This is a genomic window from Rhizobium bangladeshense, from assembly GCF_017357245.1.
Taxonomy (GTDB): Bacteria; Pseudomonadota; Alphaproteobacteria; order Rhizobiales; family Rhizobiaceae; genus Rhizobium; species Rhizobium bangladeshense.
Map to the genome: position 1 here is coordinate 2,061,350 of NZ_CP071612.1, position 24,015 is coordinate 2,085,364.

The window sequence follows — 24,015 nt, forward strand, 5'->3', positions numbered from 1 at the left end:
GTGTCATTTGACAGTCACATAGTATTTGCGGGCTATTGTTTGACGCCGGGCAAATGTCATTGAAGTTGCTGCGGTCGTGGTCACCGCGCCTGTGGATAGGCTGTGGATAACCGGTGGAAGAGAGGGTCGGTCAGTGGGCGAATGCGTCCCAGATTGTGCTTGGATGTTGCCTATCCGTTCCGAATCTCGTCATCTGCCTTTGCTGCTGTCGACTTCCGCCGCAACTGTCGTCGCCAGCATGCCATGGGCGCTCCGACCAAGGTCGTGGAGCGCCCTTTTCTTTGCCACCGGGCTGACCGGCGCTGCGACATGATGTTTCATGGCGGTTCGATTTGTCGGGCTTGGGCTCGCATATCGTTGCTGGTGCCATAGATTACGCGCATCGATCGCCGGTCGATCGCGCGAGGCCGACATCGGTTGCGGTCGACACATGTTCATAATCTCCGGGAGCTGCGTGATGGAATATCGTCGTTTGGGAAAATCGGGTCTGAAGGTGAGCGAGTTCTCCTTCGGCTCATGGGTTACTTTCGGAAAGCAGGTGAACGGCGGTGACGCCGTCGATCTCATGCGGCTGGCCTATGACAACGGGGTGAACTTCTTCGACAATGCCGAAGGCTATGAAAGCGGTAAATCCGAGATCGTCATGGGCGAGGCTCTCAAATCGCTTGGCTGGAGCCGCGACAGCTTCATCGTCTCGAGCAAGGTTTTTTGGGGAGGCCAGAAACCAACGCAACGCGGCCTCTCGCGCAAGCACGTGACCGACGCCTGCCATGCGGCGCTGAAGCGGCTTCAGGTCGATTACCTTGACCTTTATTTCTGTCACCGCCCGGATATCGACACGCCGATCGAGGAAACCGTCCGGGCCATGCATGATCTCGTCGCCCAGGGGAAGGTGCTCTATTGGGGAACGTCCGAATGGTCCGCACAGCAGTTGACCGAGGCCTATGCGGTTGCCCGGGACCTGCGCATCACGCCGCCCACCATGGAGCAGCCGCAGTACAACATCTTCGAACGCCAGAAGGTCGAGGCTGATTATCTCCCGCTCTACGACCTGATCGGCCTTGGCACCACAATCTGGTCGCCGCTCGCCTCGGGCGTCCTCACCGGCAAATACAATAACGGCGTGCCCGCCGACAGCCGCATGAACCTGCCCGGCTACGAATGGTTGAAGGAAAAATGGTCGAGCGATTCCGGCCGCGCCCAGCTCAGGCAAGTGGGCGAACTCGCAAAACTCGCGGACGAGATCGGCTTGTCGATCACCCATCTCGCGCTGTTGTGGTGCCTCGCCAATCCGCACGTCTCCACCGTCATTCTCGGCGCCTCGCGCGACAGCCAACTGCAGGATAATCTCGCGGCCCTCTCACACAGGCACAAGCTGACGGCTGATGTGTTGGAGCGGATCGACCTGATTGCCGGCAACAAACCCGAAGGCCCCCGCCGCTTCTAAACAGTCGCCAAAACTGTGAGGCTGCGGGTGCCGCTTGGCTTGACAACGTGGCGAGGCGCGTTGCATTTTCGCCACAATGCGTTGCTTAGAGGTCACGCAAGGGTTTTAGACATTTCGCTCCCGATCGAGTCGTTCCGACGCTGGCTCTCCTGAGCCGGCGTTCTTTGGTTTCGATCGGATGGCGGGACGGCGGCGTGCCGTCTGAAGAGAGGCCGAATGACGCAGGATGGGATAGCGCCGGCGGCGGGCGAGGCGGTGACGACGGTGACCGATCGCCGCGCCCTTTTCGCCGTGCCCGGCCTCGTGCTCGCAGGCGGCGCGCTTCTCTGCGCCACCGTGACGCTCTTCGTGCTGCTCGGCCTGACGCCGATCGCGCCGACCTCGCATGTCGTCATCACCTCGGTGATCGTCAATTCCTTCTTCGTCCTGACGCTGCTGGCGCTCATCGCCCGCGAGGTGGCAAGGCTGCTCAAGGCGCGCACACGGGGCAGGGCGGCCGCACGCCTGCACATCCGCATCGTCGTGCTCTTCTCGATCGTCGCGATCACGCCGGCGATTCTCGTCGCCATCTTCGCCAGCATCACGCTGAATGCCGGCCTCGACCGCTGGTTTGCGCTGCGCACCCAGTCGATCGTCAGCTCGTCGCGCAATATCGGCCAGGCCTATATGATGGAGAACGCCAGCTACCTGCAGGGGCAGACGGTCTCCATGGCCAACGACCTGGAGCGCAACCGCGCCCTCTACAGTCTCGACAGGACGGGCTTTGCCGAGCTGATGACGCGCCAGGCGAGGGGCCGCGGTCTGCTTGGCGCCTTCCTTGTCGAAAGCGACGGTTCGGTGGTCGTCCAGGCCGATATCACCACGGAAAAACCGTTGCCGGCCATTCCGCAGGATGCGTTGGAAAAGGCGGCGGCCGGCCAGCCGACGCTCATTCCGCCCGGCGTCACCAACCTCGTCGGCGCCATCATCAAGCTCGATGCCATCCAGGGCACCTTCCTCTATACCGTGCGCGCCGTCGATCCCAAGGTTATGGGCGCCATGCGCATGATGGAGGAAAACGCCACCGAATACCGCTCGATGGAGGCCAACCGCTTTTCGTTGCAGATCGCCTTCGCCGTGCTCTACATCGGCTTCGCGCTGATCGTGCTGCTTGCGGCGATCTGGACCGCGATTGCAGTCGCCGACCGCATCGTCCGGCCGATCCGCCTGCTGATCACGGCGGCCGACAGCGTTGCATCGGGCAATATGGACATCGTCGTGCCGGTGCATGCCGTCGACGGCGACGTCGCCAATCTGTCGCGCACCTTCAACAAGATGATCTCGGAGATCCGCACCCAGCGCGACGAGATCCTCGAGGCCAAGGACGAAGTCGACGACCGCCGGCGCTTCATTGAAGCCGTGCTGTCAGGTGTTACCGCCGCCGTCATCGGCGTCGAGCAGGACCGCCGCATCGCCATCGTCAACAGTTCTGCCGAAACGCTGATGTCGCTATCGGCCGACGAGATGCTCGGCAAGCAGCTGGCCGACATCGCGCCCGAGATCGACCAGGTTCTGACCGAGGCGGCGGTGCGTCATCGCGGCGATTTCCGCAAGCAGATCGCGCTTGTGCGCGGCGGCACGGTGAGGACGCTGAGCGTGCAGGTCACTCGCGAGGAAGTGCGCGACATGAGCGAATCCTACGTGATCACGCTCGACGATATCACCGATCTCGTCATCGCCCAGCGCTCCACCGCCTGGGGTGACGTGGCAAGGCGCATCGCCCACGAGATCAAGAATCCGCTGACGCCGATCCAGCTGTCCGCTGAGCGCATCCAGCGCCGCTACGGCAAGCAGATCAACCAGGACGACCGCACCGTCTTCGACCAGTGCACGGATACGATAATCCGCCAGGTCGGCGATATCGGCCGCATGGTCGACGAATTCTCCGCCTTCGCCCGCATGCCGAAACCGACCAAGGAGGCGAGCGACCTGCGCGATATCCTGCGCGATGCGATCTTCCTGCGCGAAATGGGCAATCATCACGTCACCTTCCAGCAGGAGTTCGGCGATCAGCCGCTGGAGGGCCTGTTCGACAGTCGCATGCTCGGCCAGGCCTTCGGTAATCTCATCAAGAATGCGGTGGAGTCGCTCGAAGCTGTTCCGAGCGACGAACGGGATGAACGCAAGGTGCTTGTCCGTGCCGCGCTCGATGCCGGCCGCGATCGATTCACAGTCGACGTGATCGACAATGGCCGCGGTCTGCCGGTGGAGAACCGCCACAGCATTCTGGAGCCCTACATGACGATGCGCGAGAAGGGCACGGGCCTTGGTCTGGCCATCGTCAAGAAGATAATCGAGGAACATGGCGGGCAGCTGGAGCTGCATGACGCGCCCGCCGATTTCGACCGGGGGAGAGGGGCCATGATCCGCGTGCATCTGCCACGCCTGGATCCGACGCCCGCTGCCCCCGCAGCAAATGACAAGGAAAGCGTTTATGGCCTCTGATATTCTCGTCGTCGATGACGAGCACGATATTCGCGAGATCGTTTCCGGCATTCTCTCGGACGAGGGACACGAGACGCGCACGGCTCATGACAGCGACAGCGCGCTGGCGGCGATATCCGATCGCGTGCCGCGGCTGATCTTCCTCGATATCTGGATGCAGGGCAGCAAGCTCGATGGCCTGTCGCTGCTCGACGAGATCAAGACTCGCCATCCCGATCTGCCCGTGGTGATGATCTCCGGTCACGGCAATATCGAGACTGCCGTCTCGGCGATCAAGCGCGGCGCATTCGATTTCATCGAGAAGCCCTTCAAGGCCGACCGGTTGATCCTGATCGCCGAACGCGCCCTCGAAAATTCCAAGCTCAAGCGAGAGGTCTCCGAATTGAAGCGGCGCACCGGCGACGCCTTGGAACTCATCGGCACTTCGGTTGCCGTCTCGCAGCTGCGCCAGACGATCGAGAAGGTATCGCCGACCAACAGCCGCATTATGATTCTCGGCGCGTCCGGCTCCGGCAAGGAGCTGGTGGCCCGGATGATCCACAAGAAGTCTGCGCGCGCCAATGGCCCCTTCGTCGCGCTGAACGCCGCCAACATCACGCCCGATCGCATGGAAGTGGCGCTCTTCGGCACCGAGGGCACGCCCGGCCAGGCTCGCAAGATCGGCGCACTCGAGGAAGCCCATCGCGGCATCCTTTATCTTGACGAGGTCGGCGAGATGCCGCGTGAGACGCAGAACAAGATCTTGCGCGTGCTGGTCGATCAGCAGTTCGAGCGGGTCGGCGGATCCAAGCGCGTCAAGGTCGATGTCCGCATCATTTCCTCGACGGCCTATAATCTCGAGAGCCGCATCGCCGAAGGCTGGTTCCGCGAGGATCTCTATCATCGCCTGGCCGTCGTGCCGGTACGCGTGCCGCAGCTGGCCGAGCGGCGCGAGGATATTCCCTTCCTCGTCGATCAGCTGATGCGCCAGATTTCCGAGCAGGCCGGCATCCGTCCGCGCCGCATCGGCGACGACGCCATGGCGGTGCTGCAGGCGCATGACTGGCCCGGCAATATCCGCCAGCTGCGCAACAATATCGAACGGCTGATGATCCTTGCCCGCACCGACGGCCCGGATACGCCGATCAGCGCCGACATGCTGCCGACCGATCTCGGCGACATGCTGCCCAAGGTTTCGGCCAAGAACGATTATCACATCATGACGTTGCCGCTGCGCGAAGCCCGCGAGATGTTCGAGAAGGATTATCTGATCGCCCAGATCAACCGCTTCGGCGGCAATATCTCGCGCACCGCCGAGTTCGTCGGCATGGAGCGTTCGGCGCTGCACCGCAAGCTGAAGTCGCTAGGCGTCTGATTTATCGGCGCGGTCCGCCCGCCGCGCCGCGTCTCTCCCACATCCCGAAGACCAGGTTTCCCATGCCGAGAATTGCCTATGTGAACGGCCGCTATGTCAAGCATAGGGATGCCAGCGTGCATATCGAGGACCGCGGCTACCAGTTCGCCGATGGGGTCTATGAGGTCTGCGAGGTCCGTCACGGTTATATCGTCGATCTCACGCGCCACCTGAACCGTCTCGACCGTTCGCTCGGCGAGCTCAGGATCGCCTCGCCGATGAGCCGGGCGGCGCTGACGCAGGTCATCCGCCAAACACTGCGCCGCAACCGCGTCCGCAACGGGCTTTTCTATTTGCAGGTGACGCGCGGCGTCGCCCGCCGGGACCATGTCTTCCCGGCCGAGGGCACGCCTCCCTCGCTTGTGATAACCGCCAAAAGCACCGATCCAAAGATCATCGCCGCCAAGAATGCCAACGGCATCAAGGCGATCACCGTCACCGACAACCGCTGGGATCGCGTCGACATCAAGTCTGTCGGTCTGCTGCCGAATGCCATGGCCCGCCAGCAGGCCAAGGAAGCCGGTGCCCAGGAGGCGATCTATGTCGATGGCGACGGCATGGTAAAGGAAGGGGCGGCGACCAATGTTTGGATTGTCGATTCGAATGGAACGCTGGTGACGCGCCCAGCCGAACACGGAATCCTGCGCGGCATTACTCGCACCACGCTGATGGATGTCGCTGCCAGGCTGGGCTTGAAGATCGCCGAGCGGAACTTCTCCGTTTCCGAGATGCTCGCAGCCCGCGAGGTCTTCCTCACGGCAGCCACAAGTATCTGTTTTCCGGTCATTTCCGTCGATGGTCTGCCTATTGCCAATGGCCATCCCGGCAGCGTCTCGCGGAAAATCCGCGAGGCCTTTTTCGACGTTGCGGAAAAGATTGCGATTTGATACCAAGATTTGCTGGACTGGCGGAATGAGGGTGCTGCCGTGTCTTGCATGGAGAGGTTGATTGATATTCTACCGGCCACGTTAGGTCGGCAATAAAGAAAGAAGCGGCGCGATGGCGGAACGTTCTCAGAATCTGCAGGACTTATTTCTCAATACTGTTCGCAAGCAAAAGATTTCCCTGACAATCTTTCTGATCAACGGCGTGAAACTCACGGGCGTTGTTACCTCCTTTGACAATTTCTGTGTTCTTCTTCGTCGTGACGGACACTCGCAGCTCGTGTATAAGCATGCGATCTCGACGATCATGCCGGGTCAGCCGATGCAGATGTTCGAGAGTGAAGAAGCCGCGTCCTAACAGGATCAGCCGTCATTTCGACACGCGATACCAAGAACGATTCGATAATCCCTGAGGCCGCCAAGCACAGGGACGATATGCGCGCGACCGTTGTCGTGCCGGTTCTGAAGTCGCGCGGTCGCGGCGGCCAGACCGAATCGGCTTCCACCCGCACGCCGGAAAGCCGGCTGGAAGAGGCCACCGGCCTTGCCCAGGCGATTGACCTTGATGTGGTCAACGGTTCGATCGTTCCGGTCAATGATCCGAGGCCGGCGACGCTGCTCGGCACGGGCAAGATCGAGGAGATCAAGGCGCTGCTCGACGAGCGCGATTCGGGTCTCGTCATCGTCGACCATCCGCTGACACCGGTTCAGCAGCGCAATCTTGAAAAGGAATGGAACGCCAAGGTCATCGACCGGACGGGCCTCATCCTCGAAATCTTCGGGCGCCGCGCCTCCACCAAGGAGGGGACGCTGCAGGTCGATCTGGCGCATCTGAATTATCAGAAGGGCCGGCTGGTCCGAAGCTGGACCCACCTTGAACGCCAGCGCGGCGGCGGCGGTTTCATGGGCGGCCCCGGCGAAACCCAGATCGAAGCCGACCGGCGGCTCCTACAGGACCGCATCATCAAGCTCGAACGCGAACTGGAGCAGGTCGTGCGCACTCGCCAGCTCCATCGGGCCAAGCGCCGCAAGGTGCCGCACCCGATCGTCGCACTCGTCGGCTACACCAATGCCGGAAAATCGACGCTGTTCAACCGAATCACCGGCGCGGGCGTGCTGGCCGAAGACATGCTCTTTGCCACGCTCGATCCGACGCTTCGCCGTATGAAGCTTCCGCACGGACGTACCGTCATCCTGTCCGACACGGTCGGCTTCATCTCAGACCTGCCGACCCATCTCGTCGCCGCTTTCCGCGCCACTTTGGAGGAGGTGCTGGAAGCCGATCTCATCCTGCATGTCCGCGACATGTCCGATCCCGACAACCAGGCTCAAAGCTCCGACGTGATGCGCATTCTCGGCGACCTCGGTATCGATGAGGCCGAAGCGGAGAAGCGGCTGATCGAGGTCTGGAACAAGATCGACCGGCTGGAGCCTGAGGTGCACGACACGATGGTGCAGAGGGCGGCCGGCGCCAGCAACGTCGTCGCGGTTTCGGCCGTCAGCGGCGAGGGCGTCGACACGCTGATGGATGAGATCAGCCGCAGGCTCTCCGGCGTGATGACCGAAACGACGATCCGGCTTCCCGTCGACAAGCTGGCGCTGCTGCCCTGGCTCTACGACCACGCGATCGTCGACGGCCGCGAGGACAATGAGGACGGCTCGATCACCCTCGACCTGCGGCTGTCGGAAACCGAAGCCACCGAACTCGAGCGCCGCATCGGCAACGGCCCGAAGCCGGCGAAAGAGGATTGGGAGCGGTAGGCGCGCGTTTGGTACTAAGTCGCCGATGGCAGGCGATTTTAGCCCCACCCTCCGTCATCCTCGGTTCAAGGCCGAGGATGACGGAGAGTGGGGATAGCTTCTCGCCAAACCCGGCCTGACCTACCTAGCCACGAGCGCTCTTTCAATCGCCTTGGCCGCCTGCCAGATTTCCTCCATCCGCTCCAGCGTCGCATCCTCCAGCGTCTCGCCTTCCGCTTCAAGAACCTCCTCTATATGATTGAAGCGGCGCCGGAATTTCGTATTCGTTCCGCGCAGCGCCTGCTCCGGATCGGCCTTCACATGGCGGCCGATATTGACGACCGCGAAGATCAGGTCGCCGAGTTCGTCGCTGACCTTCGCGTGGTCTCCCTCTCGGAGTGCGGCCCGCAATTCGCCGATCTCCTCCTCGATCTTGTCGAGGATCGGCTCGGGCGCCGACCAGTCGAAGCCGACCTTGGCGGCGCGTTCCTGCAGCTTCAGCGCTTCGGTCAGCGCCGGAAAGCTACGCTGCACCGAGCCCAGGAACCCGCTCCTGAAATCCTCGGTGATCCCCCGCTTAGCCCGCCGCTCGGCCCGCTCGCGTTTCTCCGCCTGCTTGATCTCGTCCCACTGCCTCTTCACCGCGTCCGGGGTATCGGCTTCCGAGCGGGCAAAGACATGCGGGTGGCGGCGGATCATCTTGGTGGTGATGGCGTTGACCACGTCGCCGAAGGAAAATTCGCCGGCCTCCTCGGCCATGCGGGCATGGAAGACCACCTGCAGCAGCAGGTCGCCCAACTCGTCGCAGAGATCGTCCATATCGCCGCGCTCGATCGCGTCCGAGACCTCATAGGCCTCTTCGATCGTATAGGGCTTGATCGTCTGGAAATTCTGCTCGATGTCCCAGGGGCAGCCGGTTTCTGGATGGCGCAGCGCCGCCATGATCTCGATCAGCCGCGAAATGTCTTTGGAAGGTTCCATGGTGCCTCGGTTCGGCGGCCGTAATTGAGCGGCCTTAGTTCAGCGGAATGTCGTTGGCGCTCTTCGACGACTGGTAGGTGGAAGACAGCGCGTCGTAGCGCGCCTTGATGCGGGCGGTCTGCGCCTCCAGCGCCGTCTTCCGGGAAATCTCCTCGGTTTCGATCAGATCGGCGATGGCAAAACTGTTCCAGAAGGCGTTCTGCCTGCGATAGCCGCCGGGTTCAAGCCCGAAGACCTCCTTCAGGATCTTGAGATCATGCGGAATGGCGAAGGCATCGCGGGAATCCTCATGACTGAAAAAATAGTAGAAATTGTCGAACCCAGCCCAGGTGATCGCCGACATGCACATGGTGCAGGGTTCGTGCGTCGAAAGGAAGATCAGCTCCTTGGTCGCCGGCTTGCCACCAAGCTCGTAGAACCGCTTCAGCGTATGCACCTCGCCATGCCACAGCGGATTATCGAGCTCGTTATTGGTCTCGGCGACAACGAGTGACAGATCGGATTTGCGCAGGATCGCCGCGCCGAACACCTTGTTGCCCGAGGACACGCCGCGTTCGGTCAGCGGCAGGATATCGTCTTCGATGACCGAGAGCAGGCGGGCAGCGATGGTCTTGTCGGGCATTGGTGTCTCCGGTTTTTCTTCCAGTCTATCGTCTTGGCGGCGCGAGTGAAATGCGACAAACGCCGGTGGACGCCGTTTGTCACAGGCTTTACACTGCACCGCAACAAAGAGAGTGGGAACAGGTGGGTCTCGTCAGCACGGTTGACTTTTCTCAAATCGCCGGAGGCGCGAGCAAAAGAATACGCGCTTGCCGAGGCTTTCGAATTTCTGTTCCTTCAATCGCTTGTCGATCACGGGCATATTCTGGCAACTTCGAAGTGGATTGATGATGTCTCCCAAGACTGAGCAGCTTTCGGTATTTCCAGCCTTCTTTCGCGTGGAAGGCCAGAAGACGGCTGTCTTCGGCAATGGCGACGAGGCCTTCGCCAAGGTGCGGCTGCTGCTCAACACCCGGGCGCAGGTCGTTGCCTATGCCGAGCGGCCGGAAGCCGATTATCATGCCTTCCTGATCGCCAACCGCATCGAGACGGTGCGCACCGGCTTCTCTGCCGGCCAGGTAGAGGGAGCGGCCCTTGTCTTTGCCGCCACCGGCAATGAAGCTGAAGATCGCCGGATCGTCGATGCTGCCCGGGCTGTAAGAATTCCGGCTAACGCCGTCGATCAGCCGGATTACTGCGATTTCTTCACGCCGGCGCTCGTCAACCGCGCTCCCGTCGCCGTTGCGATCGGCACTGAAGGTGCGGGACCGATTCTGGCGCAGATGATCCGCGCCCAGATCGACCAGCTTCTTTCTCCTTCGCTCGGGCGTCTGGCCGCGCTGGCGACCAATTATCGCAAATCAGTCGAACAGATTGTTCCGCGTGGCGTTTCCCGCCGGGTCTTCTGGCACCGCTTCTTCTCCGGCCCGGTTGCCGACGCGGTCGCCAATGGCAACCTGCCGCAGGCCCACAACGCCGCCGACCGGCTGCTCGCTTCGATGGACAAGGTTGCCGGCCATGTCTGGCTGGTCGGCGCAGGTCCTGGGGCTGAGGATCTGCTGACGCTGCGCGCCCAGCGCGTAATGATGGAAGCCGATGTCATCGTTTATGACGCGCTCGTGCCGCAGGCGATCGTCGATATGGGCCGCCGCGACGCCGAGCGGCTTTCCGTCGGCAAGCGCAAAGGCTGTCATTCGAAGTCGCAGGAAGAGATCAACGAGCTGCTCATCGAACTCGGCCGTCAGGGCAAGCGCGTCGTCCGTCTGAAATCCGGTGATCCGCTGGTCTACGGCCGGGCGGGGGAAGAGATGGCCGCGTTGCGCGCCGCCGGCGTCACCTATGAGGTCGTGCCCGGCATCACCTCGGCCTTCGCCGCCGCTGCCGATTTCGAGCTGCCGCTGACGCTGCGCGGCCTCGCTTCCTCGCTCGTCTTCACCACCGGCCACGATCTCACCGGCGACGTGCTGCCCGATTGGGCAAGCCTCGCAGTCTCCGGCGCGACGATAGCCGTTTATATGGGCCGCACGGTCGCCGCCTCGGTCGCCGAGCGGCTGATGCAGGCCGGCATTCCCTCCGAGACCACGGTTGCCGTTATCGAGAATGCCAGCCGCACTGATCGCCGCCTGCTGCATGGCACGCTCGCCGACCTGCCCGACCTGCAGCATCGCAACGAGCTCACCGGGCCTGTCATGGTCATTATCGGCGATGCGGTCGCCGGCGCCAATTTCGAACTGTCCGAGCCGCTGGTGCGCGAGAACGCCCGGCTCGAGGAATTTGCAAGGAGCTGAATATGGTAGACAAGGTCCTGACCGCCAACCGGCTGACGGACGGCATTGCCGTCTGGCTGGATGCCAACGGCAAATGGTCGACCTCGCTGCAGGAGGCGCTTGTTGCTCGTCACAACGAAGCCGTCGAAGCCTTGGAAGCCATTGGCAAAAAATCCTATGCCGACAATGAGGTCGTTGACGTGGCCGTCGTCGACGTCCAGGAAACCAATGGCATTCTCTGGCCGCTTCGCCTTCGCGAGCGCATCCGCGCGCAAGGGCCGACCATGGAATATGCGCCGGGCTATGCTCCTGCCGATCCCGAATTTATTGCAGTCTGAGGAAGACGATGTACCGTTACGACGAATTTGATCATGCCTTTGTCAGCGAGCGCGTCGAGCAGTTCCGCGACCAGGTTCAGCGCCGCCTTTCCGGCGAGCTTGCCGAGGATGCGTTCAAGCCGCTGCGCCTGATGAACGGCGTCTACCTGCAGCTTCATGCCTATATGCTGCGCATCGCCATTCCCTACGGCACGCTGAGCGCCCGCCAGCTGCGCATGCTCGCCCATATCGCCCGCACTTATGACCGCGGGTATGGCCACTTCACCACGCGCCAGAACCTGCAGTTCAACTGGCCGAAGCTGTCGGAAATCCCCGATGCACTGGCCGACCTGGCGAGCGTCGAAATGCACGCGCTGCAAACCTCGGGCAACTGCATCAGAAACGTCACGGCAGACCACTTCGCCGGTGCCGCCGCCGACGAGATCGCTGACCCCAGGCCCTATGCGGAAATTCTGCGCCAGTGGTCGTCCGTCCACCCGGAATTCTCTTTCCTGCCGCGCAAGTTCAAGATCGCCGTCACCGGCGCGGAGCGCGACCGCGCCGCCATCCAGGTCCATGATATCGGCCTGCACCTGAAGAAGAATGACAAGGGTGAAATCGGCTTTGCCGTCTATGTCGGTGGTGGCCAGGGCCGCACGCCGATGATCGCCAAGTTGATCCGCGACTTCCTGCCGGAGGAAGACCTGCTCTCCTACACCACGGCGATCGTGCGTGTTTACAATCTGCACGGCCGGCGCGACAACAAGTACAAGGCCCGCATCAAGATCCTCGTGCATGAGACGGGTGCCGAGGAGCTGGCGCGTCAGGTGGAGGCCGAATTCGCCGCACTCAGGGATAGCGAGCTCAAGTTGCCGGAACAGGATGTCGAGGCGATCGCCGCTTATTTCGCGCCACCGGATCTTCCCGAGCGAGCCGAGGGCTGGGAAAACCTCGCCCGCTGGAAGAAGGCCGATCCGGCTTTCGCCCGCTGGGTTCAGCAGAATGTGCAGCCGCACAAGAACCCCGATTACGGCATGGTGACGATCTCGCTGAAGCCGATCGGCGGCATTCCGGGCGACGCCACCGATGCGCAGATGGATGCCATCGCCGATCTTGCCGAGGAATATGCCTTCGACGAAATCCGCGTCAGCCACGAGCAGAACCTCATTCTGCCGCATGTGGCGCTGGCCGATCTCGAAGCCGTGTATCGCGGCCTCGTCGCCATCAATCTGGCCGAAGCCAATGCCGGCCTGATCACCGATATCATCGCCTGTCCGGGGCTGGATTATTGCGCGCTCGCCAATGCGCGCTCCATCCCCGTGGCGCAGGAAATCTCCCGCCGCTTCGGCAGTCCCGAACGCCAGGCCGAGATTGGCGAGCTGAAGATCAAGATCTCCGGCTGCATCAATGCCTGCGGCCACCACCATGTCGGCCATATCGGCCTGCTCGGTGTGGAGAAGAAGGGCGCCGAACTCTACCAGATCACACTTGGCGGTTCGGGCGACGAACATACCTCTATCGGCGAGATCATCGGCCGCGGCTTTGAGCCGGACCGGGTGACGGATGCGATCGAGACGATCGTCGACACCTATCTCGGGCTGCGGCTTGATCCATCCGAAACCTTCCTGGCGGCCTATCGCCGCGTCGGGCCGCAGCCTTTCAAAGATGCGCTCTACGGCTCGGCCGCCGAAGCGGCCTAAGGAGGGGTGTGATGACGAAGATTTGGAGAGAATCCGGTTTTGTCGAGAACGATCCGTGGGTGATCGAAACCGACGAGGTGAAGGCGACCGGCGAGCAGAAGCCGCTGCTCAGTGTCGATGAGCTGATCGCCAAGGCCGATGAGAGCAATGATGTCGGCCTCGGCGTGCTGATCAAGCCGGCCGACGACGTGCGCCGGCTTGAGCCCTATCTCTATCGCCTGGAAATCGTGGCGGTCGCCTTTCCGGCTTTTAACGACGGCCGCGCCTTCAGCCATGCCTCGCTGCTGCGTCAGCGCCTGGGTTACACCAATGAGCTGCGCGCCGTCGGCGACGTGCTGATCGACCAGATCCCGCTGATGCTGCGCGTCGGCATCGACAGCTTTGCAGTGACCAACGCCACGGCGCTGAAGCGGCTTGCCGAAAACCGTCTTCCGGCCATTCCCCATCATTATCAGCCGGCGGTGCGTGACGCCGAAGCCGGCAAGGGCTATAGTTGGCGCCGTCAGGCGAAGCCGGCCGCATAAGCGGCCGGTCCGCCTCTTACGATGGCGGAATGATAGCATGAAGACATTCGAAGTGGCGGTGATCGGCGGCGGTCTCGCCGGCACGATCGCCGCAATTGCTCTTGGCCGCGGCGGCCGCAGCGTGGCGCTGGTGGCTCCCGCTGCTGCAAAGGAGGACCGGCGCACCACGGCGCTGATGGATCAATCGATCCGCTTCCTCGATCGCCTGACGCTCTGGGAAAAGCTGCGCCCTGCCGCCGCTCCTCTCACCAGCATGCGCATCATTGACGGAACCGATCGGCTGCTGCGCGCGCCGACCACCACCTTCCGCGCCGCCGAGGTTGGCCTCGATGCCTTCGGCTATAATTTCCCCAACACGGCGCTGACCGAGATTCTCGAAGCGGCCGCGGCCGGCGAGGGCAATATCACCCGCTTCACGGACATGGCCGAATCGATCGACATCTCTGCCGAGAGAGTGTCGATCGCGCTTGCCGGCGGCGAGGTGCTGACGGCCGACTTTGCCGTCGGCGCAGACGGCCGCGGCTCGAAGCTACGCGAGGCGGCTGATATCGGCGTGCGCACCTGGTCCTATCCGCAATCGGCCATGGTGCTGAACTTCGCCCATTCGCTGCCGCATCAGAACATCTCAAGCGAATTCCACACCAAACACGGCCCCTTCACTCAGGTGCCGTTGCCGGGAAGCCGCTCCAGCCTCGTCTGGGTGCAGGATCCCGCCGAGGCGGCCGCGCGCCTGGAGTTGCCGCCGGCCGAACTGGGCTCACTTGTCGAAGCGCAGATGCACTCCATGCTCGGCAAGACAACCATCGAAGAAAGCGTCCAGGTCTGGCCGCTCTCCGGCATGATGGCTCATCGGTTCGGCAAGGGGCGCATCGCACTGATCGGCGAAGCCGCCCACGTCTTCCCGCCGATCGGGGCGCAGGGGCTGAACCTCAGCCTGCGCGATATCATGGTGCTCACCGACATCCTCTGCGACAGGGTGGAACTGCCGGTGCCGGCCGATGCCGGCGAAAGCTTCGACCGCCGCCGCCGCGCCGATATCATAACGCGCACGGCGAGTGTCGATCTTCTCAACCGCTCGCTGCTTTCCGATTTCCTCCCCGTTCAGATGCTGCGCGCCGCCGGCCTGCATATCCTCTCGGCCATTCCGCCACTGCGCAACCTCGTCATGCGCGAGGGCATCGAGCCCGGCCGGGGCTTCCGCGATATTCCGGATTCCTTAAAGGAAAAGCTGAAGCGGAAGAAGGCCTGAGCGGATCGCGATCAGCCAGAGCGAAACGCTCGCCACCGAAAGCACCGTCGTGATCAGGATCGTCGCCGAGGCGCGTTCCTGCCAGACGCCATATTGCTGGCCGATGACGAAGACATTGGTTGCCGTCGGCAGGCAGGCGAGCAGCACGGCCGCCTGGATCCAGACAGGCTCGAAACCGCCGATAACAGTCAGCGCCAGGAACACCGCGATCGGATGCAGGATCAGCTTCGCCGGCACGATATAGGAGATCTCGGCCGGAATCCGCTTGAGCGGCCTCAGAGCCAGCGTCACGCCCATGGCAAAGAGGGCGCAGGGAGCGGCCGCCTGTGCAAGGTAGTCGACGAGGCGCTGGAACGCCAGCGGCTGATCGATGTGGAAGGCGGCAACCGCAAAGCCTGCCGCCGTCGACAGGATGAAGGGATGGAGGCCCACCTTGCGGGCAATATCGGCGGCGAGTCGGCCGGGCGAGCGCTTGTCGTCGCCGGCTGCCGCCATCAGCGCCGGCGCCACGATGAAATGCAGCGCATTTTCGAAGCAGATGATCAGCGCCACCGGCACGGCAGCACCTTCGCCGAGCGCCAGCAGCGCCAGGCCCGGCCCCATATAGCCGATATTGCCGTAGGCGCCGGCAAAGGACTGGATGGTGCATTCATCAAGCGGATTGCCGCGCACGAAACGGCCGATGACAAAGAGAAGGATGAAGACCGCATAGGTCGCCGCGATATCGGTGACGATGAAATCGACCCGCGTCAGCTCTTCGATCGGCGTGCGCGAGACGAGCTTGAAGAACAGCGCGGGCAGGGCGGCATAGATGATGAAGGTATTCAGCCAGCCGAGCGCCTCGGCCGGCTGCTTCGTCGCCTTGGCGGCGGCATAACCGATCAGGATCAGGCCGAAGAACGGCAGCAGCAGGCTGATGATGTCGGCCAAGGGAAAGTCCGGTTTTTGTGGGATGGCTGGCGGGGAAGAATCTCTTCTAGCCGATTTGCATCAGGATCGGAAAGGTCTGCTGGAACCAGATCGCCACATCGCTGACCCAGCCGAACAGGAAGGCGAGGCCGGTCAGGATGAGGAAGACGCCCATCACCTTCTCCACCGTGCCGAGATGGCGGCGGAAGCGCGACAGGAAGCGCATGAAGGCGCCGGAAAAGCCGGCGGCGATCCAGAAGGGAATAGCAAGACCCAGCGAATAGATGGCGAGCAGCCCGGCGCCGGAGCCGACCGTCTCGCGCGAGGCGGCGACCCCGAGGATGGCGCCGAGCACCGGCCCGATGCAGGGCGTCCAGCCGAAGGCGAAGGCAAGGCCCATGACATAGGCGCCCGTCAACGTCGCCGGCTTGCCGCCGGCCTGGAAGCGCGCCTCGCGGGCGAGCAGCCCGATTCGGAAGAGGCCGAGGAAATTCAGCCCCATGACGATGATAACAAGCCCGCCGATCTTGGAGAGCAGATCGAGATGCTGGCGAAGCGCCATGCCGATGCTCGACGCACCGGCGCCGAGCGCCACGAAGACGGTGGCAAAGCCGAGCGTGAAGAGCAGTGCCGAGAAGAGCACGCCGCGCCTGGTATCGGGCGAGACCGCAACCGCGCCGCCGACGCGGAACTGTTCGACCGATATACCGGCCATATAGCAGAGATAGGGCGGGACGAGGGGGAGCACGCAGGGCGAAAGAAAGGATAGCGCCCCTGCTAACAACGCACTCCACAGGGAAATATCGGCAATCGACACGCATTCTCTCCGGCTGCAACCTGCGCCCTGTTCCTAGCGTCGCACGCCGCGGATTGCCAATCACCTTTTTGCGTGGGCGCGATTTGCGCCTGCGCAATGTGAATGTCCGCCGGAAGAAATCTGCCGATCATCGGAAAAAGCCAAATTTTTCGGTTGACCGCAATGGGTCACCTGCCTATGTTCCGCCCACTTCCAGCCGGGGTGTCTCACGCCCGCGGAGAGGGAGAGCGTAGCTCAGCCGGTAGAGCAACTGACTTTTAATCAGTAGGTCTCGGGTTCGAACCCCGACGCTCTCACCATAAAATCGTCAACGATCAACGGTTTAGATGAGGTAATTGGCGTAAAACTTTACCGCCAATTACCTTGATTTTGCGAATCATAGCGCAAACTTACGGCACACGATTGTCACACGGCACATGGAACGCCAACCGGCAAGGAGAGGCCGGCGGGCGCTCTTGTTGGGGGCCAAGGTTGGTGTTCGCGGCACTGCCGGTTAAAAATCGAAATACACTGTCACACCTGACCGACGACGATAGGGGTAATGGTCGCGATAGCCGTAATAGTCGCGACTGCCGTAGTACCGCGGACGATAGCACGAGCCGTAATACCGGCAGTCGCGGTGAGCGTACCGGTGTTTCTTCCAGTGGCCGTACGCATGTCCATTCCCATGACGACGGTAATGGACTAGATCGACGTCGGCGGCGTGCATTGCTACCGATTTCGGCACGACCATCGGCGTGGCGTTTAGCGGCAGGGCGAAAGATGCAGACAAGACCATGGCTGCAAGTGAGGAAAAAAGCATCTTCATCGGCGCATCCTTTCAGGCTGCGATTCTGGGTTAATAAGCATTAACCTCCGATGAACGGCTGCGTGCTTGAAGGAAGACCGGCCGGCGCGCTGCTCGTGTGGGCGCAGGTGGTGCTCGCGCCGGTTGACTACGTCAGCGAAGCTGGGGATGTTGCGTGGACCTGTCTGCGCACTCGGGCTAGCGGAAAACATACCCGCGGAGGTCGCCAGGGCACTACTCTGGGATGATTCGGGAAGGCTCCATCACCGCTGAACGATAACCCGGGTCCCCGGCTGGACCATATCGTAAAGCTCCTCGACATCCTCGCGGTACATCCGGAAGCATCCGCTTGATGCATTGGTGCCGATGGAGGAGGGGTCGTTGGTGCCGTGGATGCGGAGCAGTCCGCCGGCAAGGTAGATTGCGCGGGTTCCAAGCGGATTTGCTGGCCCGGGTTTCACCACTGCCGGGAGCCTTGGGTTCTTCTGGCGCATGCTGGCTGTTGGCCGCCATTCGGGATGCATGCGTTTCGACACGACGCGCGTTGTGCCGTACCATTGTTTGCCTTCGCGGCCGACGGCGATGGGGTAGGCAAACTGCTCACCCTCTGACGTCGTGTAGATAAGAGTGTGCTCACGCGTGGCGATGACGATGGTTCCTCTTCCAATTCGCGTCGATGGCTCCCGACGTTCTTGAAAGGGTTCACGATAACCAGGGTCTGGCTCGTAGAAGGGAGGAGGGGGATAGGGGCTGTAAGGGTCATCATAGCCGTAGCCATCGTATTCGTCGTATCCATCATACGGCGCGTAAACTTGGGCTTGGGCATGCACCGCTATCACAAACAGGGCCGCCGCAAGGAGAAGCAGCAATCTCATTCTTCGCATCCGCTTGTCATACAATCATGATTGGGCCGAATTCTATGGCGGCACTATGGCGGGGTAGCTCTCGATCTGGCGGTGATCTTTCGTCGCTCCCGTTCTCCGCTGAGTTCGCGCATCCTGCCCACCACCCCCGACGCTTCCAGCAAATGGCTGCGATCGGTGATGTGTTTTTTGCTGAGCGAGCCTTCACAAAGCTCAAGGACTGAGGTGCCTCGCCACACGCCTCGACAGATGCGCCCACATCTTCTTCTCGGCCAACTGCATCGCAGCCGCCGTCAACTTCCGGGGCAAATCAATGAGCCCCGAGCCTAAACCCTGCCCAGATGCTTCGGCCAGAATTCCTGGTGGACTTTGGCGGCTTCGTCTTCGAGTTCCGTCGGGCCAACCACAGTGACGGTACGCGCGCCGGTCTGCAACACGGCCCGGCTGGGTACGTTCAACCCAATCCCAGCAATCTCGCCGAGCCGCGTTTCGGAGCACGCAAACACCATACGTCCGATCCCCGACCAGTAGATCGCCCCGGAGCACATCGCACAGGGCTCAGTGCTGGTGTAGAGTGTGCAGTCGGCGAGAAAAGCTGGGTCGTAGTGCTGCGCCGCCAGTTTGACCAGGTTCATCTCGGCGTGGTTTGTCATATCGTGGCCGGTGAAGACGCTATTTTCGGCGCGCAGGATGACTTCGCCGTCCTTGACCAGGACCGAGCCAAACGGTTCGTCGCCGTTTGCGACTGCGGATTTCGAGAGCGCAATCGCCTCGCGCAAAAACGGCTCGTGATCTTCCATGAGAACCCCAAGGTTAGAGCGAATGATCTTCCCTCGGATTGGATGGATTTCCAAGCGCCGAAAATCAGATTCATCGCCTTCCGTGCAGATGCCGACGGGCAGCCCCAGACTTTCATTTTCGGAACCAAAAGCGCCCGCATCGACTTTGACCCTGAGTTACCTTGGAGGTCCCCCTGATGGACAGAACACCGAAAACGGCCATCCGCGGAATGATGTCGTATGTGCTCGCCCTTCTCGTCCTCGGCATACTGGCGGGCGCCGTTTACACGATCTACGGCCATCCTACCGATCCATCGGAACCACCAGCGGCTGAGAGCATCCCGCAGAAGGCGCCGGCTCCGCAGTGAGGGCGAGGTCGCCGTTCGAGAACGAATGGTGGAAGGGAAAGCATTCTGCCGGATCCGGCGCCCACCCGGTCGGGTCGTGTTGAAGCGCCCCCGCTCCACCGCCAGATACTGCGCAAGCGGCGACCAACAGGGCTTTGGAAAGCAAGGCAGAAATTCTGTCGCAAGTCCTTCCCACCAGTAGAGAGCTATATTTATAGGGGGAACAACTTGCGACTGGGTGAAGTCGGCACCCAAGCAGGTATCACGAAATAGACGAGAGTCAGCTGGACCAGGTCGGCCCGCTATGGCGGATTTTGCGCTCGGGCAGTGTGAACAGAGGAGTTCGCGGATGAGAGACCATGCGGTCGTCATATCAGGGGGAGGGCCGACGGGGCTGATGCTGGCGGGTGAACTCGCCTTGGCGGGCATCGATGTCGCGATCGTCGAACGGCGCGAGAACCAGGAGATCGTCGGTTCGCGTGCCGGCGGTCTGAGTTCGCGCACGCTCGAGGTTCTCGACCAGCGCGGCATCGTCGATCGGTTCCTGGCGGAGGGGCAAATCGCCCAGGTCACCGGATTTGCGGTCACGCGGCTTGACATCAGCGACTTCCCGACGCGGCACAATTACGGGTTGGCCCTGCGGCAGAAGCATATCGAGCGCATCCTGGCCGGCTGGGTCGGTGAGCTGCCGGTGACGGTCCTCCGCGGCCGCGAACTGACCAGTTTCGTGCAGGATGAGACCGGCGTCACCCTCGAACTTTCCGATGGGTCGTCGCTGCGCGCGGGCTATCTCGTCGGCTGCGACGGCGGCCGCAGTCTGGTTCGCAAGATGGCCGGCATCGCCTTTCCGGGATCGGATGCGACGACCAGCAATATTCTCGCCGAGGCAGAGATGAAGGAGGAGCCGCCGCTCGGTGTCCATCGCACAGCGCTCGGCATGCATGCCTTCGGCCGCGAGGAATATGAAATCCGCGACGGCAAGGTGATTTTCGCCAGTGAAGGTCCGATCAACGTCATGGTCCCGGAAAAGACGGCCGGCGGCACAGGCGAGCCGACGCTTGATGATCTCAGGCAAGCGCTCATTGCCGCCTGCGGAACCGATTATGGAATCCACGGCCCGAAGTGGATCTCCAGGTTCACCGACATGTCGCGGCAGGCGGAGATCTACCGCAAGGGCAGGGTTCTGCTGGCAGGTGACGCCGCCCATGTGCATTCTCCGGTCGGCGGGCAGGGGCTCAATACCGGTGTGCAGGATGCCGTCAATCTCGGCTGGAAGCTGGCCCAGGTGGTGAAGGGCATATCGCCCGAGGCCCTGCTCGACACCTATCATGCCGAGCGCCATCCGGTCGCCGCCCGTGTGCTGCGCACGACGATGGCGCAGGTCGCGTTGCAACGGACCGATGATCGCACCGAAGCCCTCAGAGACGTCGTGTTGGAACTGCTTGGCCTGGAGGAGGCGCGCAAGACGATCGCCGCCGAGATGTCCGGACTTGCCATTCGTTACGACCTCGGCGAGGGGCACCCGCTGCTCGGCCGCCGCATGCCCGACCTCGACCTGGTCACGACGGACGGCCCCTTGCGTGTCTTTGCGCTGCTGAAAGATGCAAGACCGGTGTTGTTGAACCTTGGGTCGCGCGGTAGCGTCGACACCGGGCCATGGTCAGATCGCGTGCCTCTGGTCCATGCGAGCTATGACGGGCCATGGGAGTTGCCGGCGCTGGGGGCGGTCGCAGCGCCGAGTGCGGTGTTGATCCGGCCGGACGGATATGTGGCCTGGTTGGGCGAGGGGCACCGGAATGGCCTGGACGCAGCGATGAGCACCTGGTTCGGGCCGCCCCGCTGACAGGCGAAAAAGCCGCTGAGCTAGGCGGCCAGCGAAATCGGCGCGCCGTCCGGCATCGGTTTGCCGCGGCGCTCCCACGTCCGGCGGCTGATGCCGAACGCCTCCCAGGGTCGGGTCTGGCTGAAGGCGTTGGCGAGATAGTCGGCTCTGGAAATTGCGCCGGCGCCCCGCCGCTGCTCCTCTTTCCGGCATCGGTCGCGCTGGCGTCTCTTTGCCTTCTGCAGCTTTTCTCTTTTCGCCTTCGGCACGTCGAAGGCGCCGATGGTGCGAATACCGAGCGTGCTGCGTTCGGCATAACTCAGATGCAGGGCGTGGGCGAGCGCGTCTGCGGACAGGGGAGAAAAGCGCAGCTTTGTCCTCTCGTAAATGACTTCCTCTATGGCGGCCTTCCCGGCCCAGGGCAACCATCGCGCCGCCCAGCCGAGTACCACCTCGACAAACCCTTCCCCGAATTCGACAAAAGCGAGGCTGGCGATCACCTCGACATAGATCAGGGCGTCATCCGCCTCCGGCACGATCTCGCCATGACGATGCCGGATCAATTTTTCGATCTCGCGCATCCGGCCGCGAAAATGGTTCCAGCGGCCGCCCCGCATGCGGCGCTGCACGGATTTGTAACCGAGGAGACAATCGCCGATTTTGATCGCGGTAATGTCCCGTGCAAGACCGGCTTCCTCAGCCCGCCCTGCCGATCGACACTGTTCATCCGCGCCGACGAGACGATCCATCGTTTCTCCTTTGCGATCTGCCTCATGAGGCCGAAACGACTGGTTGTAGCGGAAGTCGAGGGGGTGATGTTCACTTTTTGTTTGCGGTTTCCACCGATTTTCGCAGTGGTGATGCAACGCAGTAACGGATGATCCGAATACCAGATTTCCGGTTGCGGTGATCCCGAGCGAACGGGAGACGAGTGGCACCTCCAAACCCGTTGATTTCTATTGGGAACGACCCGTGTTATCATCCGTCTACCGACGTCATAAGCCGGGTTGCCGGCACAGAGACTGGTCCGATGAGCGAAATGGACGTTCTTTTTGCCAGCCTGCGACAGGCGGCTGACCCGCAGACGGTCGAGTGCATCGAAAACGTCGTCAGGCATGGCGCCGATCACGATCTCAACCGCATCAATGCGCTCGCCTTCGCCGATAAGCATCATCTCGATGAAGAAAAAACCATCGCCGCCTTCCTGCATGCGGCCCGGATCGGCGCATTCGAGATGACCTGGAATGTGCTTTGCCCGGGATGCGGCGGCGTCCTTGACAGCGGGGCAACCCTCAAGGGGGTCAATCAGGACACCTATCATTGTGCCCTCTGTGCGGCCGGATACGAACCGACCCTCGACGAGATGGTCGAGGTCACCTTCACCGTCAGTCCGCGCGTGCGCAGGATCGCCGCCCACGAGCCCGACCGGCTGCCTCCGCTCGAATACTACCGGCAGATTTTCTTCAGCTCCGGCGTCGACTTGCCGGAGGATCTGGAAGCGAAGTTCGACCGCATCCTGCTGGAGATGATCGAGCTCGCGCCGGGGGAGAAGGCGTTCGTGTCGCTGCAGTTGCCGGCGCAATTCGTCATCATCTTCGACGCGGTGACGCATTCGGCCCAGTTCATCGACGTGCAGGGGGAACACACTGATGAACGCCAGAATCTCTCGATGGTCATCAGCCGGGGACATGCGCTGAACGAAACCGTGACGATGCGCCCCGGCTTGCTGCGGCTCACTCTCGAGAACCATACCGATCGCCGGGTGGTGCCGAATGTCTGCGTGGCGGGGGATGACCTGCACCACCTCCTGGGTCGCAGGCGGGCATTTCTGACAGCCAAGCGGTTGCTGACGAACCAGAGCTTCCGCGACATCTACAGGACCGATACGCTCGACGTCGACCAGCGCCTCAAGATCACCAGCCTAACGTTCCTCTTCACCGATCTCAGGGGCTCGACGGCGCTTTACGAACGTGTCGGGGATCTTGCCGCGTTCGATCTGGTGCGGGCGCATTTCCGCGTTCTTCACGAGATCGTTGCAACCGAAGCCGGAGCTGTCGTCAAGACGATCGGCGATGCCGTGATGGCGACTTTTCCGAGCCCGGACCGGGCGGTGGCGGCGGCGCTGAGGATGCGGGAGGCGATGCGCCGGCTGAATGCCGAACACGGCAGCGACGACCTCCTCCTGAAGATCGGCATCCACGAGGGACCGTGCCTCGCCGTCAACTTGAACGACAGGCAGGACTACTTCGGCCAGACGGTCAATATCGCCTCCCGCGTCCAAAGCCTTGCCGACCCTAATGTGATCATGACGACCGAGGCGATCGTCGAAGATATCAATGTCTCGGAGATCCTGCGCGACAGCGGCATCACATCGGCCTCGCGGATGGCGGAGCTTCAGGGCATCGGCAGGGAAGTCAGGATCTTCGCCCTGTCGTGATGCATTTCCGCTTAACGCAGGGATGCAGCCGGAAGTGCGTTCGCGCATTGGCGTTGCGGCAAAGATCGACACGCGGCTTTGCATTGCCGCACCTCGTCTCTTATTGGGTGCTGATCATGGCCGCCGACATGACAGCGGGATCATTCCAGCACGGGCCGCCAGCGAGTGGTTTTGCAGTTGGGGGCGGAGACCGCCGGAACATCTGACTTTCCCCAAAATCCCACATCTT

The 24,015-nt window shown here is 62.1% G+C and carries 22 protein-coding genes and 1 tRNA gene; 15 read left to right on the top strand and 8 right to left on the bottom strand.

What is annotated here, in order from left to right; translation table 11 throughout:
- The first annotated feature begins 457 nt into the window (after positions 1-457).
- The 6 genes from J2J98_RS10085 (at position 458) to hflX (ending at position 7,969) form a co-directional block, all read left to right on the top strand.
- Positions 458-1,447: a potassium channel beta subunit family protein gene (locus J2J98_RS10085; RefSeq protein WP_207603002.1), complete on the top strand. Its 990-nt coding sequence runs from the start codon at positions 458-460 to the stop codon at positions 1,445-1,447.
- A gap of 216 nt (positions 1,448-1,663) precedes the next feature.
- Complete coding sequence (locus J2J98_RS10090; RefSeq protein ID WP_064709016.1) at positions 1,664-3,931, top strand: sensor histidine kinase NtrY-like; 2,268 nt, start codon at positions 1,664-1,666, stop codon at positions 3,929-3,931.
- Positions 3,921-5,285, top strand: a complete 1,365-nt coding sequence (gene ntrX / locus J2J98_RS10095) for a nitrogen assimilation response regulator NtrX (protein ID WP_064709015.1) — start codon at positions 3,921-3,923, stop codon at positions 5,283-5,285. Before J2J98_RS10090 ends, ntrX begins: the two co-directional genes overlap by 11 nt.
- Before the next feature lie 62 nt (positions 5,286-5,347).
- Positions 5,348-6,211: a D-amino-acid transaminase gene (locus J2J98_RS10100; protein ID WP_207603003.1), complete on the top strand. Its 864-nt coding sequence runs from the start codon at positions 5,348-5,350 to the stop codon at positions 6,209-6,211.
- A 112-nt stretch (positions 6,212-6,323) separates the two neighbouring features.
- The gene (gene hfq / locus J2J98_RS10105; RefSeq protein WP_003539403.1) at positions 6,324-6,566 is read left to right on the top strand and encodes an RNA chaperone Hfq; all 243 of its coding nucleotides are present in this window, start codon (positions 6,324-6,326) and stop codon (positions 6,564-6,566) included.
- 77 nt (positions 6,567-6,643) lie between these two features.
- Positions 6,644-7,969 (top strand): GTPase HflX, encoded by a 1,326-nt coding sequence (gene hflX / locus J2J98_RS10110; protein ID WP_207603004.1) that lies wholly within the window; start codon positions 6,644-6,646, stop codon positions 7,967-7,969.
- Between the two features lie 120 nt (positions 7,970-8,089).
- On the opposite strand, the gene mazG is transcribed toward hflX, so the two are convergent.
- Both mazG and J2J98_RS10120 read right to left on the bottom strand, forming a co-directional pair.
- Entirely contained in the window at positions 8,090-8,929 is an 840-nt protein-coding gene (gene mazG, locus J2J98_RS10115; RefSeq protein WP_064712828.1) for a nucleoside triphosphate pyrophosphohydrolase, read from the bottom strand.
- Positions 8,930-8,963: 34 nt separating this feature from the next.
- Positions 8,964-9,551, bottom strand: a complete 588-nt coding sequence (locus J2J98_RS10120) for a deaminase (RefSeq protein ID WP_207603005.1) — start codon at positions 9,549-9,551, stop codon at positions 8,964-8,966.
- Between the two features lie 268 nt (positions 9,552-9,819).
- On the opposite strand from J2J98_RS10120, the gene cysG reads away from it, so the two are divergent.
- Genes cysG through J2J98_RS10145 form a run of 5 tightly spaced genes read left to right on the top strand, consistent with a single transcriptional unit; the run spans position 9,820 to position 15,025 of the window.
- Positions 9,820-11,256, top strand: a complete 1,437-nt coding sequence (gene cysG / locus J2J98_RS10125; protein WP_207603112.1) for a siroheme synthase CysG — start codon at positions 9,820-9,822, stop codon at positions 11,254-11,256.
- A gap of 2 nt (positions 11,257-11,258) precedes the next feature.
- Complete coding sequence (locus J2J98_RS10130; RefSeq protein WP_038688777.1) at positions 11,259-11,573, top strand: DUF2849 domain-containing protein; 315 nt, start codon at positions 11,259-11,261, stop codon at positions 11,571-11,573.
- A gap of 8 nt (positions 11,574-11,581) precedes the next feature.
- Complete coding sequence (locus tag J2J98_RS10135; RefSeq protein WP_064709010.1) at positions 11,582-13,252, top strand: nitrite/sulfite reductase; 1,671 nt, start codon at positions 11,582-11,584, stop codon at positions 13,250-13,252.
- Positions 13,253-13,263: 11 nt separating this feature from the next.
- Positions 13,264-13,776 (top strand): DUF934 domain-containing protein, encoded by a 513-nt coding sequence (locus J2J98_RS10140; protein ID WP_138394162.1) that lies wholly within the window; start codon positions 13,264-13,266, stop codon positions 13,774-13,776.
- A gap of 37 nt (positions 13,777-13,813) precedes the next feature.
- Complete coding sequence (locus J2J98_RS10145; RefSeq protein ID WP_207603006.1) at positions 13,814-15,025, top strand: UbiH/UbiF family hydroxylase; 1,212 nt, start codon at positions 13,814-13,816, stop codon at positions 15,023-15,025.
- On the opposite strand, the gene J2J98_RS10150 is transcribed toward J2J98_RS10145, so the two are convergent.
- Both J2J98_RS10150 and J2J98_RS10155 read right to left on the bottom strand, forming a co-directional pair.
- Positions 14,993-15,955 carry an AEC family transporter gene (locus tag J2J98_RS10150; protein ID WP_138394164.1) on the bottom strand — a complete coding sequence of 321 codons (963 nt, stop codon included), beginning with the start codon at positions 15,953-15,955 and terminating at the stop codon, positions 14,993-14,995. The genes J2J98_RS10145 and J2J98_RS10150 overlap by 33 nt on opposite strands.
- A 46-nt stretch (positions 15,956-16,001) precedes the next feature.
- Positions 16,002-16,751 carry a cytochrome c biogenesis CcdA family protein gene (locus tag J2J98_RS10155; protein WP_207603007.1) on the bottom strand — a complete coding sequence of 250 codons (750 nt, stop codon included), beginning with the start codon at positions 16,749-16,751 and terminating at the stop codon, positions 16,002-16,004.
- Positions 16,752-16,974: 223 nt separating this feature from the next.
- Here J2J98_RS10155 and J2J98_RS10160 point away from each other — a divergent pair.
- Positions 16,975-17,050: transfer RNA gene (locus tag J2J98_RS10160), tRNA-Lys, on the top strand.
- A 194-nt stretch (positions 17,051-17,244) separates the two neighbouring features.
- Here J2J98_RS10160 and J2J98_RS10165 read toward each other — a convergent pair.
- The 3 genes from J2J98_RS10165 to J2J98_RS10175 all read right to left on the bottom strand — a co-directional run bounded on the left by J2J98_RS10165 (position 17,245) and on the right by J2J98_RS10175 (position 19,201).
- Positions 17,245-17,559, bottom strand: coding sequence for a hypothetical protein (locus tag J2J98_RS10165; protein WP_082928133.1), 315 nt, complete (start codon positions 17,557-17,559; stop codon positions 17,245-17,247).
- A gap of 242 nt (positions 17,560-17,801) precedes the next feature.
- Positions 17,802-18,413 (bottom strand): L,D-transpeptidase, encoded by a 612-nt coding sequence (locus J2J98_RS10170; RefSeq protein WP_207603008.1) that lies wholly within the window; start codon positions 18,411-18,413, stop codon positions 17,802-17,804.
- A gap of 314 nt (positions 18,414-18,727) precedes the next feature.
- Positions 18,728-19,201: a nucleoside deaminase gene (locus tag J2J98_RS10175; RefSeq protein ID WP_207603009.1), complete on the bottom strand. Its 474-nt coding sequence runs from the start codon at positions 19,199-19,201 to the stop codon at positions 18,728-18,730.
- A 176-nt stretch (positions 19,202-19,377) separates the two neighbouring features.
- Here J2J98_RS10175 and J2J98_RS10180 point away from each other — a divergent pair, with 176 nt between their 5' ends.
- Entirely contained in the window at positions 19,378-19,548 is a 171-nt protein-coding gene (locus J2J98_RS10180) for a hypothetical protein (protein ID WP_167358969.1), read from the top strand.
- 328 nt (positions 19,549-19,876) lie between these two features.
- The gene (locus tag J2J98_RS10185) at positions 19,877-21,370 is read left to right on the top strand and encodes an FAD-dependent monooxygenase (RefSeq protein WP_207603010.1); all 1,494 of its coding nucleotides are present in this window, start codon (positions 19,877-19,879) and stop codon (positions 21,368-21,370) included.
- A gap of 20 nt (positions 21,371-21,390) precedes the next feature.
- On the opposite strand, the gene J2J98_RS10190 is transcribed toward J2J98_RS10185, so the two are convergent.
- Positions 21,391-22,098, bottom strand: coding sequence for a hypothetical protein (locus tag J2J98_RS10190; RefSeq protein ID WP_138394169.1), 708 nt, complete (start codon positions 22,096-22,098; stop codon positions 21,391-21,393).
- 281 nt (positions 22,099-22,379) lie between these two features.
- On the opposite strand from J2J98_RS10190, the gene J2J98_RS10195 reads away from it, so the two are divergent.
- Positions 22,380-23,786 (top strand): adenylate/guanylate cyclase domain-containing protein, encoded by a 1,407-nt coding sequence (locus J2J98_RS10195; RefSeq protein WP_138394170.1) that lies wholly within the window; start codon positions 22,380-22,382, stop codon positions 23,784-23,786.
- Positions 23,787-24,015: the final 229 nt, after the last annotated feature.